The following is a 15,318-nucleotide window of genomic DNA, read 5'->3' on the forward strand; positions in this document are numbered from 1 at the left end:
CCGCAGGCCGAGGTCGGGACCCTTGACCGTCACCGGGTCTGGGGTGCCGACGTCATGCACAGCTGGGCCGAGCGACGGCCCGTGGTTGCCCGGTCCTACAGACCCGCGGCCTTGCGCAGCGCGTCCACGCGGTCCGTGCGCTCCCAGGTGAAGTCGGGGAGCTCACGGCCGAAGTGGCCGTAGGCGGCGGTCTGCGCGTAGATCGGGCGCAGCAGGTCGAGGTCGCGGATGATGGCGGCCGGGCGGAGGTCGAAGACCTCGTCGATCGCCTTCTCGATCTTCTCGGAGTCGATCTTGGCGGTGCCGAAGGTCTCGATGAACAGACCGACCGGCTCGGCCTTGCCGATCGCGTAGGCGACCTGGACCTCGCAGCGGGCGGCGAGCCCCGCCGCGACCACGTTCTTCGCCACCCAGCGCATCGCGTAGGCGGCCGAGCGGTCCACCTTGGACGGGTCCTTGCCCGAGAAGGCGCCGCCGCCGTGGCGGGCGAAGCCGCCGTAGGTGTCGATGATGATCTTGCGGCCGGTGAGGCCGGCGTCGCCCATCGGGCCGCCGATCTCGAAGCGGCCGGTCGGGTTGACCAGCAGACGGTAGTTCTCGGTGTCGAGCTTGATCCCGTCGTCCAGCAGCGCCTTGAGCTCCGGCTCGACGACGAACTCGCGGATGTCGGGCGTCAGCAGGGAGTCCAGGTCGATGTCCGAGGCGTGCTGCGAGGAGACGACCACGGTGTCCAGACGGACCGCCTTGTCGCCGTCGTACTCGATGGTGACCTGGGTCTTGCCGTCGGGGCGCAGGTAGGGGATGGTCCCGTTCTTGCGGACGTCCGAGAGGCGCTTGGACAGGCGGTGGGCCAGGAAGATCGGCAGCGGCATCAGGGTGGGCGTCTCGTCGGACGCGTAGCCGAACATCAGGCCCTGGTCGCCGGCGCCCTGCCGGTCCAGCTCGTCCTCGTCGCCCTCGACGCGGGACTCGTACGCCGTGTCGACGCCCTGGGCGATGTCCGGGGACTGCGCGCCGATGGACACCGAGACGCCGCAGGAGGCGCCGTCGAAGCCCTTCTTGGAGGAGTCGTAGCCGATTTCGAGGATCTTGTCGCGCACGAGCTGGGGAATCGGCGCGTAGGCCTTGGTGGTGACCTCGCCGGCCACATGCACCAGACCGGTCGTGATCAAGGTTTCGACGGCGACCCGGGAGGTCGGGTCCTCGCGCAGCAGGGCATCGAGAATGGTGTCGCTGATCTGGTCAGCGATCTTGTCGGGGTGACCCTCGGTCACAGACTCCGAGGTGAACAGGCGACGGGACACAACGCTCCCTGGGGTTGCAGCGGCTGCTGGCTGATCATGGGCGGACGCGACGGGAGCTGCGCCCGGCGTCGTCCGAGAACAGTTTATCGGTCATGTCCCGCCACCGGCCCACCCGTCTCGCCTCTCGGGAGCGCTGTGACCTGCGGCACGGGCATTCTGCCGAAAGCCGAGCACACTTGGCCAGGGGCGCCGCGCCGGAATCGACCGGGTGGGAGACGACGACGCAGCGCATCAAACAGTCAGCTCAGTCGCCGCGTCACCAAGTCCCACACGATTTCGGCCAGAGCCTCCTTGGGGCCGTGGGCCACGGGCGTTTCGCTGCCGTCGGCGCCCAGCACGACGGCCTCGTTGTCCTCGGATCCGAACGTTCTGCGCTCCCCCACCTCGTTCACCACCAGCAGGTCGCACCCCTTGCGCCGCAGCTTCGTCCGGCCGTTGGCCAGGACGTCGTCGGTCTCGGCGGCGAAGCCGACGACCACCTGATTGGGGCGCGCCCGGTCGGCGGACACCTCCGCGAGGATGTCTGGATTTCGCACGAGAACGATCGGGTCCGGTTCCTTGCCGTCCTTCTTCTTGATCTTTCCGGCCGCGTAGGTCTCCGGCCGGAAATCGGCCACGGCGGCCGCCATGACGATCGCGTCGGCGTCGGCGGCCGCCTTCAGGACCGCCTCGCGCAGCTGTACGGCGGTGCCGACCTGGACGACGTCGACGCCGGCCGGGTCGGGCAGGCCGGTGTTCGCCGCGACCAGGGTGACGCGGGCGCCGCGGGCGGCGGCGGTGCGGGCGAGGGCGTACCCCTGCTTGCCGGAGGAGCGGTTGCCGAGGAAGCGGACCGGGTCGAGGGGTTCGCGGGTGCCGCCGGCGCTGACCACGACATGCCTGCCGGCCAGGTCGGGCTCGCGCACGCCCCTGGCCAGGACCCGGCGGCAGACCTCGAAGATCTCGCCGGGGTCGGGCAGGCGGCCCTTGCCGGTGTCGACGCCGGTGAGGCGGCCGACGGCCGGTTCGATCACGACGGCGCCCCGGCGGCGCAGGGTCGCGACGTTCTCCTGGGTGGCCGGGTGCTCCCACATCTCGGTGTGCATCGCCGGGGCGAAGACGACCGGACAGCGGGCGGTGAGGAGGGTGTTGGTGAGGAGGTCGTCGGCCAGGCCGTGGGCGGCCTTGGCGAGCGTGTCGGCGGTGGCCGGGGCGACGACGACCAGGTCGGCGTGTTGGCCGATGCGCACGTGCGGGACCTCGTGGACGTCGTCCCAGACCTCCGTGGAGACCGGGTGTCCGGAGAGGGCGGACCAGGTGGCGGCGCCGACGAAGTGCAGCGCGGACGCGGTGGGGACGACACGCACGTCGTGACCCGACTCCGTCAGTCTGCGCAGCAGCTCGCAGGCCTTGTAGGCGGCGATGCCGCCACTGACCCCCAGAACGACCTTCGGTGTGTCCACCGTCTCTCCCCGGACCTCGGCGATGCGTCCGCCGCGGCTGCCGGCGCACGAGTTCATCTCACACCACAGGCCCGGCAGTCGCGCTGCCGGGCCTGTGGAAAAACCAACTGCGAGCCGAAAATACTACTGGGCGGGGCCTTCGACGGCCTCGGACGTCAGCAGACCGGCGTTGATCTCGCGGAGGGCGATCGAGAGCGGCTTCTCGTGGACGTGGGTGTCCACGAGCGGACCGACGTACTCGAGGAGGCCCTCGCCGAGCTGCGAGTAGTACGCGTTGATCTGGCGGGCCCGCTTGGCCGCGTAGATCACGAGGCTGTACTTCGAGTCGGTGGCCTCGAGGAGCTCGTCGATCGGCGGGTTGATGATGCCCTCGGGCGCGGAGATGGAAGAGGACACGCTCTACCTTCCGATGGATGGGAAAAGACCGGTCGTGATCACAGAGGCCGTGAAGGGCCCGAACCCGCGATCACACAACATCCATCAAGGCTAGCAGCTCACGCGCCACGTCCTCGACGGAGGTGTTGACCAGGGTGACGTCGAACTCCGGCTCGGCCGCGAGTTCGATCTTCGCCGCCTCCAGGCGGCGCTCGATGACCTCGGGCGGTTCGGTGCCCCGCCCGGTGAGCCTGCGCACCAGCTCCTCCCAGGACGGGGGAGCCAGGAACACCAGCTGGGCCTCGGGCATGGACTCGCGGACCTGCCGGGCGCCCTGGAGATCGATCTCCAGCAGGACCGGCTCGCCCGACTCCAGGCGCTCCAGGACGGCGGCCCGCGGCGTGCCGTAGCGGTTGCCCGCGAACTCGGCCCACTCCAGGAGTTCGCCGTTGGCGATCAGCTTGTCCATCTCCTCGTCGGTGACGAAGAAGTAGTGGACGCCGTGCTGCTCGCCGGGGCGAGGCTTGCGGGTCGTCGCCGACACCGAGAGCCAGACCTCGGGGTGTTTCTTGCGCATATGAGCGACGACCGTGCTCTTGCCGACCCCGGAGGGGCCGGAGAGCACGGTCAGCCGCGGACGTACGTCCGGGGGCTCGGGGGTCGTCCCCCGGAATGTTGCAGCCATGCAGCGATTATTCCAGCAATCCCGGAGTGCCCGGGACTCCCTGCCGGCAAGACCCGGCAATCAGGAGCCGGTGCTGCCGAACTCACGCTCCAGGGAAGCGATCTGGTTGGAGCCGAGGCCGCGTACACGGCGGCTCTCGGAGATGCCGAGTCGCTCCATGATCTGCTTGGCGCGGACCTTGCCCACGCCCGGGAGCGACTCCAGCAGGGCGGAGACCTTCATCTTGCCGATGACGTCGTTTTCCTGACCCTGCTTGATGACCTCGTGAAGAGAGGCGCCGGAGTGCTTCAGTCGATTCTTGACCTCGGCCCGCTCCCGGCGAGCCGCGGCGGCCTTTTCGAGCGCGGCTGCGCGCTGTTCGGGGGTAAGGGGCGGAAGAGCCACGCCTACGTCACCTCGGATGTCGAACTGTCGGATACGGACCGGTGAGGAACCTGGTCGTCCCTCACCAGGGAGCCACGAGCAACACGCTTGCCCGTTCTCCCTCACTGCTGCAAAAAGCGTGGGGGTACCCCCACTCGTCGGAGACTAGCGGCCAACTCCGCCATAGTCAGCGAGAACAGAGGAAAAGTCCTGGTCAGCCTCCGTAGGGCCGGACATTTAGGACATAATGCCCTGGATTTGAGGATGTATCCAGGCTCAAGTCGGCCGCCGGCCGCCCGGCCGAGCCCCCGGCCGGGCGTTCGACCCTCCTCAGACCGAGGTCACGGCGGTGCGCACCTCTCGCGCAAACCGCTCCACGGCGTCACGCAGAGCGACGACGTCGGGGCCGTGACGCAGAACACCCCGGCTGACGTTCGGCACCACGTTGCGCACCGCCGGCCCGAAGACGCGCGGCAGATCGGCCGGCGTCGCCCCCTGGGCGCCGACGCCGGGCGCGAGGAGCGGCCCGTTGACGTCGAGGTCGTAGGCCGAGAGGTCGCCCAGCGTGGCGCCGACGACCGCCCCGAAGGAGCCCAGCGGCTCCTCCCCCGCGTTCTCCGCGGCCAGGTGCGCCAGCATGGTCGCGCCCACGTTCCTGCCGTCGGGCCGCACCGCGTGCTGCACCTCGCCGCCCTCCGGGTTGGAGGTGAGCGCCAGCACGAACAGTCCCGCGCCGCTCTCCCGGGCCAGCGCCACCGCCGGCGCCAGCGACCCGTAGCCGAGGTACGGCGAAACGGTGAGGGCGTCGGAGAACAGCGGCGCGTCCTTGTGCAGGAAGGACTCGGCGTAGGCGGCCATGGTCGAGCCGATGTCGCCGCGCTTGGCGTCCATCACGACGAGCGCCCCGGCCGCACGGGCCTCCTGCACCGTCTTCTCCAGGACGGCTACCCCGCGCGAGCCGAACCGCTCGAAGAAGGCGCTCTGCGGCTTCAGCAGGGCCACCCGGTCCGCCGTCGCCTCGACGACCGTGCGGCTGAACCGCTCCAGGCCGGCGACGTCGTCGCTCAGGCCCCACTCGGCGAGCAGGGAGGCGTGCGGGTCGATGCCGACGCAGAGCGGGCCGCGCTCGTCCATGGCGCGGCGCAGACGCGCGCCGAAGGGCTCCAGGGTCATGCCGTGTTCCTCACGTCGGCGCCGACGGCGTCGGCGAGGGTGGCGTAGGGGCTCGTGCGCAGGCGGGCGGCGAGTCCCTTGTGGATCGCGCGGCCCCAGAACGGCCCCTCGTAGACGAAGGCGCTGTAGCCCTGCACCAGCGTGGCGCCGGCCAGGATGCGCTGCCAGGCGTCCTCGGCGCTCTCGACGCCGCCGACGCCCACCAGGGTCACGCGGTCGCCCACGCGCGCGTAGAGCCGCCGCAGCACCTCCAGGGAGCGGGCCTTGAGGGGCGCTCCGGACAGTCCGCCGGTCTCCTTCACCAGCGAGGGGTCGGACGTCAGCCCGAGGCCCTCGCGCGCGATGGTGGTGTTGGTGGCGATGATGCCGTCCAGCCCGAGTTCCACGGCCAGGTCGGCGACCGCGTCGACGTCCTCGTCGGCCAGGTCCGGGGCGATCTTCACCAGCAGCGGGACCCGGCGCGTGGACACGACCCGGTCGGCGGCCTCGCGGACGGCGACGAGCAGCGGCCGCAGCGCCTCGGCGGCCTGCAGGTTGCGCAGGCCGGGCGTGTTCGGCGAGGACACGTTGACGACCAGGTAGTCGGCGAAGGGGGCGAGCCGCTCGGCCGACTTCACGTAGTCGCCGACGGCCTCCTCCTCGGGTACGACCTTGGTCTTGCCGATGTTGACGCCGACCACCGGCTTGAAGACGGGGGTGCGGGAGGCCAGGCGGGCGGCGACGGCCAGCGAGCCCTCGTTGTTGAAGCCCATGCGGTTGACGAGCGCCCGGTCGTTCACGAGGCGGAACAACCGCCGCTTGGGGTTGCCGGGCTGGGGCTCGCCGGTGACCGTGCCGATCTCGACGTGGTCGAAGCCGAGCATCGCCATGCCGTCGATCGCGACGGCGTTCTTGTCGAAGCCGGCGGCGAGCCCGAAGGGGCCGTGCATGCGCAGGCCGAAGGCCTCCGTGCGCAGCTCTTCGTAGCGGGGGGCGAGGGCGGCGGCCACGAAGGTGCGCAGCACGGGGACGCGGACGGCGAGGCGGATCCAGCGGAAGGCGAGGTGGTGGGCCTGCTCGGGGTCCATCCGCTTGAAGACGAGATTGAAGAAGAGCTTGTACATGGTTCCCTCGTGAAGAGGGGGACACCGTTCCCGGTGTCCCCCTCAGCGCTGCTAGTCGCGGTCTCGGGCCGCATTCAGGTGTTCGGCGTGTTCCTGGAGCGAGCGCACGCCCACGTCGCCGTGGTTGAGCGCGTCGATGCCCTGGACGGCGGCGGCGAGCGCCTGGACCGTCGTCAGGCACGGCACGGACCGCGCCACGGCCGCCGTGCGGATCTCGTAGCCGTCGAGGCGGCCGCCGGTGCCGTACGGGGTGTTGACGATGAGGTCGACCTCGCCGTCGTGGATGCACTGGACGATGGTCTTCTCGCCGTTGGGTCCGGTGCCCTCCGACTGCTTGCGCACCACGGTGGCGTTGATGCCGTTGCGCCTGAGCACCTCGGCGGTGCCCGAGGTGGCGAGCAGCTCGAAGCCGTGGGCGACCAGCTCGCGCGCGGGGAAGATCATCGAGCGCTTGTCGCGGTTGGCGACCGAGATGAACGCGCGGCCCTTGGTGGGCAGCGGGCCGTAGGCGCCGGCCTGCGACTTGGCGTACGCGGTGCCGAAGACGGAGTCGATGCCCATGACCTCGCCGGTGGAGCGCATCTCCGGGCCGAGGACGGTGTCGACGCCGCGGCCGGAGGTGTCCCGGAAGCGGCTCCACGGCATCACGGCCTCCTTGACGGAGATCGGCGCGTCCAGCGGCAGCTCGCCGCCGTCACCGGTCGCCGGGAGCAGGCCTTCCGCGCGCAGCTCGGCGACGGTCGCGCCGAGCGAGATCCGGGCGGCGGCCTTCGCCAGCGGCACCGCGGTCGCCTTCGAGGTGAAGGGGACGGTGCGCGAGGCGCGCGGGTTGGCCTCCAGCACGTAGAGGATGTCGCCGGCCATCGCGAACTGGATGTTGATCAGGCCGCGCACGCCGACGCCCTTGGCGATCGCCTCGGTGGAGGCCCGCAGGCGCTTGATGTCGAAGCCGCCGAGGGTGATCGGGGGCAGGGCGCACGCCGAGTCGCCGGAGTGGATGCCGGCCTCCTCGATGTGCTCCATCACGCCGCCGAGGTACAGCTCCTCGCCGTCGTACAGCGCGTCGACGTCGATCTCGATGGCGTCGTCGAGGAAGCGGTCGACCAGGACCGGCCGGGTGGGGCTGATCTCGGTCGACTCGGCGATGTAGGACGACAGCCGGGTCTCGTCGTAGACGATCTCCATACCGCGGCCGCCGAGGACGTAGGACGGCCGGACGAGGACCGGGTAGCCGATCTCGTCCGCGATGGCCTTGGCCTCGGTGAAGGTGGTCGCGGTGCCGTGCTTGGGGGCCGGGAGGCCGGCCTCGGCGAGCACCTGCCCGAAGGCGCCCCGGTCCTCGGCCGCGTGGATGGCCTCGGGCGGGGTGCCGACGATCGGCACGCCGTTGTCCTTCAGGGCCTGCGCCAGACCGAGCGGGGTCTGCCCGCCGAGCTGGACGATGACGCCGGCGATCGGGCCGGCCTGCGCCTCGGCGTGCACGACCTCCAGCACGTCTTCCAGCGTCAGCGGCTCGAAGTACAGGCGGTCGGAGGTGTCGTAGTCGGTGGAGACCGTCTCCGGGTTGCAGTTGACCATCACGGTCTCGTAGCCCGCGTCGCTCAGCGCGAAGGAGGCGTGGACGCAGGAGTAGTCGAACTCGATGCCCTGGCCGATGCGGTTCGGGCCGGAGCCCAGGATGATGACGGCCGGCTTCTCGCGGGTCGCCACCTCGTCCTCCTCGTCGTAGGAGGAGTAGAAGTACGGCGTCTTCGCGGCGAACTCGGCGGCGCAGGTGTCGACCGTCTTGTAGACAGGCCGCACGCCCAGCGCGTGCCGGACCTCGCGCACGACGTCCTCGCGCAGCCCGCGGATCTCGCCGATCTGCAGGTCGGAGAAGCCGTGCCGCTTGGCCTCCGCGAGCAGCTCGCCGTCCAGGCGGTCGGCGGCGGCCAGGTCGTCGGCGGTCTCCTTGATCAGGAAGAGCTGGTCGACGAACCAGGGGTCGATCTTCGTGAACGCGAAGACCTCCTCGGGCGTGGCGCCCGCGCGGATGGCCTGCATGACGGTGTTGATGCGGCCGTCGGTGGGCCGGACGGCCTCGCGCAGCAGCTCGTCCTTGTCGCCGGGCTCGCCGACGAACGTGAACTGGCTGCCCTTCTTCTCCAGCGAGCGCAGCGCCTTCTGGAAGGCCTCGGTGAAGTTGCGGCCGATGGCCATGGCCTCGCCGACCGACTTCATGGTCGTGGTCAGCGTGGAGTCGGCGCTCGGGAACTTCTCGAAGGCGAAGCGCGGGGCCTTGACGACGACGTAGTCGAGCGTGGGCTCGAAGGAGGCCGGGGTCTCCCGGGTGATGTCGTTGGGGATCTCGTCGAGGGTGTAGCCGACGGCGAGCTTGGCCGCGATCTTGGCGATCGGGAAGCCGGTCGCCTTGGAGGCGAGCGCCGAGGACCGCGACACGCGCGGGTTCATCTCGATGACGATGACCCGGCCGTCCTCGGGGTTCACCGCGAACTGGATGTTGCAGCCGCCGGTGTCGACGCCGACCTCGCGGATGATCGCGATGCCGACGTCGCGCAGCACCTGGTACTCGCGGTCGGTCAGCGTCATCGCGGGGGCGACGGTGATCGAGTCGCCGGTGTGCACGCCCATGGGGTCGAAGTTCTCGATGGAGCAGACGACCACGACGTTGTCGTTCTTGTCGCGCATCAGCTCCAGCTCGTACTCCTTCCAGCCGAGGATGGACTCCTCCAGGAGCACCTCGGTGGTCGGCGACAGCGTGAGGCCCTGGCCGGCGATGCGGCGCAGCTCCTCCTCGTCGTGGGCGAAGCCGGAGCCGGCGCCGCCCATGGTGAAGGAGGGGCGCACGACGACCGGGTAGCCGCCGAGCTCGTCGACCCCGGCGATCACCTCGTCCATGGTGTGGCAGATGACCGAGCGGGCCGACTCACCGTGCCCGATCTTGGCGCGGACGGCTTCCACGACGCCCTTGAACAGGTCGCGGTCCTCGCCCTTGTGGATGGCCTCGACCTTGGCGCCGATCAGTTCGACGCCGTACTTGTCGAGGACGCCGTTCTCGGCGAGGGAGATCGCCGTGTTGAGGGCCGTCTGACCGCCCAGGGTGGGCAGCAGGGCGTCGGGCCGTTCCTTGGCGATGATCTTCTCGACGAACTCGGGGGTGATCGGCTCGACGTAGGTGGCGTCGGCGATCTCCGGGTCGGTCATGATCGTCGCCGGGTTGGAGTTGACCAGGACGACGCGCAGGCCCTCGGCGCGCAGGATGCGGCACGCCTGGGTGCCGGAGTAGTCGAACTCGGCGGCCTGCCCGATGACGATCGGGCCGGAGCCGATGACCAGGACGGACTGGATATCGGTGCGCTTAGGCACGCTGGCCCTCCATCAGGGATACGAAGCGGTCGAACAGGTAGGCGGCGTCGTGCGGGCCCGCTGCCGCTTCGGGGTGGTACTGGACGGAGAAGGCCGGCTGGTCGAGCAGCTGCAGCCCCTCCACGACGTCGTCGTTCAGGCAGACGTGGGAGACCTCGGCGCGGCCGAACGTCGTCTCGCTGACCTTGTCCAGCGGCGCGTCCACCGCGAAGCCGTGGTTGTGCGCGGTGACCTCGACCTTGCCGGTCGTGCGGTCCTGGACGGGCTGGTTGATGCCGCGGTGACCGTACTTCAGCTTGTAGGTGCCGAAGCCGAGGGCGCGGCCGAGGATCTGGTTGCCGAAGCAGATGCCGAACAGGGGCGTCCTGCGCTCCAGCACCTCGGTCATCAGCGCCACGGGGCCGTCGGCGGTGGCCGGGTCGCCCGGCCCGTTGGAGAAGAACACGCCGTCGGGGTTCACGGCGTACACCTCGTCCGCCGAGGCCGTCGCGGGCAGCACGTGCACCTCGATGCCGCGCTCGGCCATGCGGTGCGGGGTCATGCCCTTGATGCCGAGGTCGATGGCGGCGACGGTGAACCGCTTCTCGCCGACCGCCGGGACGACGTAGGCCTCCTTGGTGGCGACCTCCTCGTAGAGGCTCGCGCCCTTCATGTGCGGCTGGGCCTGCACGCGCGCGAGGAGCTCGCCGTCGGAGGCGATCGCCTCGCCGGAGAAGACGCCGGCGCGCATCGAGCCGCGCTCGCGCAGGTGGCGGGTGAGGGCGCGGGTGTCGACGCCGGAGATCCCGACGACGCCCTGGGCGACCAGCTCGTCGTCCAGCGAGCGCTTGGCCCGCCAGTTGGACGGCACGCGCGCGGGGTCGCGCACGACGTATCCGGAGACCCAGATGCGGCCCGACTCGTCGTCCTCGTCGTTCCAGCCGGTGTTGCCGATCTGCGGGGCGGTCGCCACGACGATCTGGCGGTCGTACGACGGGTCGGTCAGGGTCTCCTGGTAGCCGGTCATGCCGGTGGAGAACACCGCTTCGCCGAAGGTCTCCCCCACGGCCCCGTAGGCGCGGCCGCGGAAGATCCGGCCGTCCTCCAGGACGAGTACGGCGGGAAGCACCTTTTTCTCAAAAGCGTTTCCCCTGGTGGAGGTCGTCATCGTGCGCCTTCCGTTTCCGTCGGAGTTTCCGTCTTGTCGGTCATTGAGTTGATGGCGGCGACCCATGCGGCGTGCTCGGCCGCGTGGTCCGAGCGGAACCCGGAGTCGAGCAGCCGCTCGCCGTGCGCCCAGGTCACGACCAGCAGTCCGCCCTCGGTGAGGACCTTGCCGGCGATGCCCTTGTCGAGCCGGGCCTCGCGCAGTGCCGCGGCCGGGACGAAGAAGTCGCTCGCGCCGGGGCGCACGACGTCCAGTCCCGCGTCCGTGAGGGTGAGCTCGACCCGGCTGCGGGTGCCCAGACCGTGCGCCACGATGCGGTCGAGCCACTGGCCCGCGGTGGTGGAGCCGTGGTACCGGCCGCTCATCGTCAGTTTCGCCTCGCCCGGCTCGGACGGCGCGGCGGGAAGTCCGGGCAGGTCGCCCTGGAGCGTGCCCCGCCACTTCCAGCCCTCGCGCATCAGCCAGTACACGAGCGCGACGAACAGGCCGAGGCCGGCCACCCAGCCGATCCGCGCGGCCCAGTCGGTCACCGCGGCCGATTCCTTCTCGGCCGCGAGCAGTAGTGCTGCAGATGTCACGTGAGCTTCCCGTCGACGAGCGTGGCCTTGCCCCGCAGCCATGTGTGCGTGACCCGGCCCGGCAGCTCACGCCCCTCGTACGGGGTGTTCCGGCTGCGCGAGGCGAAGCCCGCGGGGTCCACGGACCCACGGTATTGCGTGTCGACGAGCGTGAGGTTGGCGGGCTCACCAGCCGAGACGGGACGCCCGTGGCCCCTGGCCCGCCCGATCTCGGCGGGCTTGAAGGACATCGCGCTCGCGACCCCGGCCCAGTCCAGCAGACCCGTCTCGACCATCGTCTCCTGGACCACCGACAGCGCGGTCTCCAGCCCGACCATGCCCATGGCGGCCGCGGCCCACTCGCAGTCCTTGTCCTCGTGGGGATGCGGCGCGTGGTCGGTGGCGACGATGTCGATCGTGCCGTCGGCGAGCGCCTCGCGCAGGGCGAGCACGTCCCGCTCGGTGCGCAGCGGCGGGTTCACCTTGTAGACCGGGTTGTAGGACCGGACCAGCTCGTCGGTGAGCAGCAGGTGGTGCGGGGTGACCTCGGCGGTGACGTCGATGCCGCGGGACTTGGCCCAGCGGACGATCTCGACCGAGCCCGCGGTGGAGAGGTGGCAGATGTGGACGCGGGAGCCGACGTGCTCGGCGAGCAGGACGTCGCGGGCGATGATCGACTCCTCGGCGACCGCGGGCCAGCCGCCGAGGCCCAGCTCGGCGGAGACGACGCCCTCGTTCATCTGGGCGCCCTCGGTCAGCCGCGGCTCCTGCGCGTGCTGGGCGACGACCCCGCCGAAGGCCTTCACGTACTCCAGGGCCCGGCGCATGATCACGGCGTCGTCGACGCACTTGCCGTCGTCGGAGAAGACGGTGACGCCGGCGGCCGACTCGTGCATGGCGCCGAGTTCGGCGAGCTTCCTGCCCTCCAGGCCGACGGTGACCGCGCCGATGGGCTGCACGTCGCAGTAGCCGTGCTCCTGCCCGAGCCGGTAGACCTGTTCGACCACGCCGGCGGTGTCGGCGACGGGGAAGGTGTTGGCCATGGCGAAGACGGCCGTGTAGCCGCCGGAGGCGGCCGCGCGCGTGCCGGTCAGCACCGTCTCGGAGTCCTCGCGGCCCGGCTCGCGCAGATGGGTGTGCAGGTCGACCAGGCCCGGCAGGAGCACCTTGCCGGCGGCTTCGACGACCTCGGCGCCCTCGGCGGACAGGCCCGCGCCCACGGCCTCGATCACCGCGCCGTCGATCAGGACGTCCTGCGGCTCGCCGCCGAGCACCTTCGCACCACGGATCAGGATCTTGCTCATGGTCTTACTTCTCCTCGGTGGTGCGGGCGTGGCTGACGGCGGGCTCGTTGCCGCCCAGGAGCAGGTAGAGGACGGCCATCCGGATGGAGACGCCGTTGGCGACCTGTTCGACGACGGTGCAGCGCTCGGAGTCGGCGACCTCGGCGGTGATCTCCATCCCGCGCACCATCGGGCCGGGGTGCATCACGATGGCGTGCTCGGGCATCCGCGCCATCCGGTCGCCGTCGAGTCCGTAGCGCCGCGAGTACTCGCGCTCGGTGGGGAAGAACGCGGCGTTCATCCGTTCGCGCTGCACGCGCAGCATCATCACCGCGTCGGACTTGGGCAGCGTGCTGTCCAGGTCGTAGGAGACCGCGCACGGCCAGGTCTCGATGCCGACCGGCACCAGGGTCGGCGGGGCGACCAGCGTGACCTCGGCGCCGAGGGTGTGCAGCAGGTCGACGTTGGAGCGGGCGACCCGGCTGTGCAGGACGTCGCCGACGATCGTGATGCGCTTCCCGGCGAGGTCCTGGCCGATCCCGGCGTCCCGGCCGACGAGCCGGCGGCGCATGGTGAAGGCGTCCAGGAGGGCCTGGGTGGGGTGCTGGTGGGTGCCGTCGCCGGCGTTGACGACGACGGCGTCGATCCAGCCGGAGGTGGCCAGCCGGTAGGGGGCGCCGGAGGCGCCGTGCCGGATGACGACCGCGTCGACGCCCATGGCCTCCAGCGTCTGGGCGGTGTCCTTCAGGGACTCGCCCTTGGACACGCTCGACCCCTTGGCGGAGAAGTTGATGACGTCCGCGGACAGGCGCTTCTCGGCGGCCTCGAAGGAGATGCGCGTACGGGTGGAGTCCTCGAAGAAGAGGTTGACGATCGTGCGGCCGCGCAGGGTCGGCAGCTTCTTGATGGGCCGGTCGGCCACCCGGGCCATCTCCTCCGCGGTGTCGAGGATCAGGACGGCGTCGTCGCGGGTGAGATCGGCGGCCGAGATGAGATGACGCTGCATCTGTCAGGCTCCGTAAGGCAGTTCAGGTATCGGGGAGATTCCGGGCAGGCGGAGGCGTGCCGAAGGGGCGTACGACGACGGCGTACGCGATCCGCTGCTACTGGGTCTGCTGCACGCCGAGCAGCACGGTGTCGCGACCGTCCTCCTCGGCGAGCTGGACCTTGACCGTCTCCCGCAGCGACGTGGGGAGGTTCTTGCCGACGTAGTCGGCGCGGATGGGCAGTTCGCGGTGGCCGCGGTCGACCAGGACCGCGAGCTGCACCGCGCGCGGGCGCCCGAGGTCGTTCAGGGCGTCGAGGGCGGCGCGGATGGTGCGGCCGGAGAAGAGCACGTCGTCGACGAGGACGACCAGCCTGCCGTCCAGGCCGTCGCCGGGGATCTCGGTGCGGGCCAGCGCGCGGGGCGGGTGCATGCGCAGGTCGTCGCGGTACATGGTGATGTCGAGGGAGCCGACGGGGATCTTGCGATCGGTGATCTGCTCCAGCTTGGCGCCGAGCCGCTGGGCGAGGAACACCCCGCGCGTCGGGATGCCGAGGAGCACCACGTCGTCGGCGCCCTTGGCGCGTTCGACGATCTCGTGGGCGATGCGGGTCAGCACGCGCGCGATGTCGGGGCCTTCGAGGACGGGGCGCGCGTCGGCCTGCCGGGGATCCTGCTCGATGTCCTGCTTGTCCATAAGAAACGGACCTCCTTCTCCGCCTCACGGGACGGACCTTAAAGGACGTCGGATTTGCGCCATCCACGGTAGCAGGTCGGGGCGACGACCCGATCACCCCCTTGGCCTAACGCGCCGCCACTACCACGGAAGAGTCGGTGTGGACCATTCGGCTTGACGCAGAAGAATCACGCTGCGTAACCTCACAGTGAGTTACCAGCACGCGGCTCGTGCCGCGTCGACCCAGTGCCGGGGAGCTATATGTCCAGCGAATACGCCAAACAGCTCGGGGCCAAGCTCCGCGCGATCCGCACCCAGCAGGGCCTTTCCCTCCACGGTGTCGAGGAGAAGTCCCAGGGACGCTGGAAGGCGGTCGTGGTCGGTTCGTACGAGCGCGGCGACCGCGCCGTGACCGTGCAGCGCCTTGCCGAACTGGCGGATTTCTACGGCGTTCCCGTGCAGGAACTGCTGCCGGGCACCACCCCGGGCGGGGCGGCCGAGCCCCCGCCGAAGCTGGTCCTCGACCTGGAGCGACTGGCCCACGTGCCGGTCGAGAAGGCCGGCCCGCTGCAGCGCTACGCGGCCACGATCCAGTCGCAGCGCGGTGACTACAACGGCAAGGTGCTGTCGATCCGCCAGGACGACCTGCGCACCCTGGCCGTCATCTACGACCAGTCGCCCTCGGTCCTGACCGAGCAGCTGATCAGCTGGGGCGTCCTGGACGCGGACGCGCGTCGCGCGGTCTCCCACGAGGAGAACTAGCCGCTTCGCGGCTGAGCAGAAACGTACCCTCGCAGGTGGCCGTTATTTTACTTTTTCTGCCACCTCCGCGTTCTGCTGTTCTTCTTAGGTCGTATTG

At 70.4% G+C, this 15,318-nt stretch carries 14 protein-coding genes; 1 reads left to right on the forward strand and 13 read right to left on the reverse strand.

Annotated elements, in window-relative coordinates; genetic code table 11:
- Positions 1-95 precede the first annotated feature (95 nt).
- From metK to pyrR, 13 genes are all read right to left on the reverse strand, one after another.
- Entirely contained in the window at positions 96-1,304 is a 1,209-nt protein-coding gene (metK, locus tag ACFVYK_RS36230; protein ID WP_389780992.1) for a methionine adenosyltransferase, read from the reverse strand.
- Positions 1,305-1,543: 239 nt separating this feature from the next.
- Positions 1,544-2,746, reverse strand: a complete 1,203-nt coding sequence (gene coaBC / locus ACFVYK_RS36235) for a bifunctional phosphopantothenoylcysteine decarboxylase/phosphopantothenate--cysteine ligase CoaBC (RefSeq protein ID WP_389780993.1) — start codon at positions 2,744-2,746, stop codon at positions 1,544-1,546.
- 123 nt (positions 2,747-2,869) lie between these two features.
- On the reverse strand, positions 2,870-3,142 hold the full coding sequence (gene rpoZ / locus ACFVYK_RS36240; protein WP_003988945.1) for a DNA-directed RNA polymerase subunit omega: 273 nt from the start codon (positions 3,140-3,142) through the stop codon (positions 2,870-2,872).
- 70 nt (positions 3,143-3,212) lie between these two features.
- A complete protein-coding gene (gene gmk / locus ACFVYK_RS36245; protein ID WP_389780994.1) occupies positions 3,213-3,806 on the reverse strand; it encodes a guanylate kinase in 594 nt (197 codons plus the stop codon).
- Between the two features lie 60 nt (positions 3,807-3,866).
- Positions 3,867-4,190 carry an integration host factor gene (locus tag ACFVYK_RS36250; RefSeq protein ID WP_003977346.1) on the reverse strand — a complete coding sequence of 108 codons (324 nt, stop codon included), beginning with the start codon at positions 4,188-4,190 and terminating at the stop codon, positions 3,867-3,869.
- Positions 4,191-4,499: 309 nt separating this feature from the next.
- Positions 4,500-5,342 carry an orotidine-5'-phosphate decarboxylase gene (gene pyrF, locus ACFVYK_RS36255; protein WP_389780995.1) on the reverse strand — a complete coding sequence of 281 codons (843 nt, stop codon included), beginning with the start codon at positions 5,340-5,342 and terminating at the stop codon, positions 4,500-4,502.
- The gene (locus tag ACFVYK_RS36260; protein WP_389780996.1) at positions 5,339-6,445 is read right to left on the reverse strand and encodes a quinone-dependent dihydroorotate dehydrogenase; all 1,107 of its coding nucleotides are present in this window, start codon (positions 6,443-6,445) and stop codon (positions 5,339-5,341) included. Before ACFVYK_RS36260 ends, pyrF begins: the two co-directional genes overlap by 4 nt.
- A 51-nt stretch (positions 6,446-6,496) precedes the next feature.
- On the reverse strand, positions 6,497-9,811 hold the full coding sequence (gene carB / locus ACFVYK_RS36265) for a carbamoyl-phosphate synthase large subunit (protein WP_389780997.1): 3,315 nt from the start codon (positions 9,809-9,811) through the stop codon (positions 6,497-6,499).
- Positions 9,804-10,958, reverse strand: a complete 1,155-nt coding sequence (gene carA / locus ACFVYK_RS36270) for a glutamine-hydrolyzing carbamoyl-phosphate synthase small subunit (protein WP_389780998.1) — start codon at positions 10,956-10,958, stop codon at positions 9,804-9,806. The genes carB and carA overlap by 8 nt, the downstream gene beginning before the upstream one ends.
- Positions 10,955-11,536, reverse strand: a complete 582-nt coding sequence (locus ACFVYK_RS36275; protein WP_389780999.1) for a hypothetical protein — start codon at positions 11,534-11,536, stop codon at positions 10,955-10,957. The genes carA and ACFVYK_RS36275 overlap by 4 nt, the downstream gene beginning before the upstream one ends.
- The gene (locus ACFVYK_RS36280; RefSeq protein WP_389781000.1) at positions 11,533-12,819 is read right to left on the reverse strand and encodes a dihydroorotase; all 1,287 of its coding nucleotides are present in this window, start codon (positions 12,817-12,819) and stop codon (positions 11,533-11,535) included. Before ACFVYK_RS36280 ends, ACFVYK_RS36275 begins: the two co-directional genes overlap by 4 nt.
- A 4-nt stretch (positions 12,820-12,823) precedes the next feature.
- Positions 12,824-13,804 (reverse strand): aspartate carbamoyltransferase catalytic subunit, encoded by a 981-nt coding sequence (locus tag ACFVYK_RS36285; RefSeq protein ID WP_109001629.1) that lies wholly within the window; start codon positions 13,802-13,804, stop codon positions 12,824-12,826.
- A gap of 97 nt (positions 13,805-13,901) precedes the next feature.
- The gene (gene pyrR / locus ACFVYK_RS36290; protein WP_389781001.1) at positions 13,902-14,480 is read right to left on the reverse strand and encodes a bifunctional pyr operon transcriptional regulator/uracil phosphoribosyltransferase PyrR; all 579 of its coding nucleotides are present in this window, start codon (positions 14,478-14,480) and stop codon (positions 13,902-13,904) included.
- Between the two features lie 240 nt (positions 14,481-14,720).
- Between pyrR and bldD the strand changes: the two genes are divergently transcribed.
- Complete coding sequence (gene bldD / locus ACFVYK_RS36295) at positions 14,721-15,221, forward strand: transcriptional regulator BldD (protein WP_030785871.1); 501 nt, start codon at positions 14,721-14,723, stop codon at positions 15,219-15,221.
- Positions 15,222-15,318: the final 97 nt, after the last annotated feature.

Origin of the sequence: Streptomyces sp. NPDC058291 (genome assembly GCF_042880855.1) — a bacterium.
Taxonomy (GTDB): Bacteria; Actinomycetota; Actinomycetes; order Streptomycetales; family Streptomycetaceae; genus Streptomyces.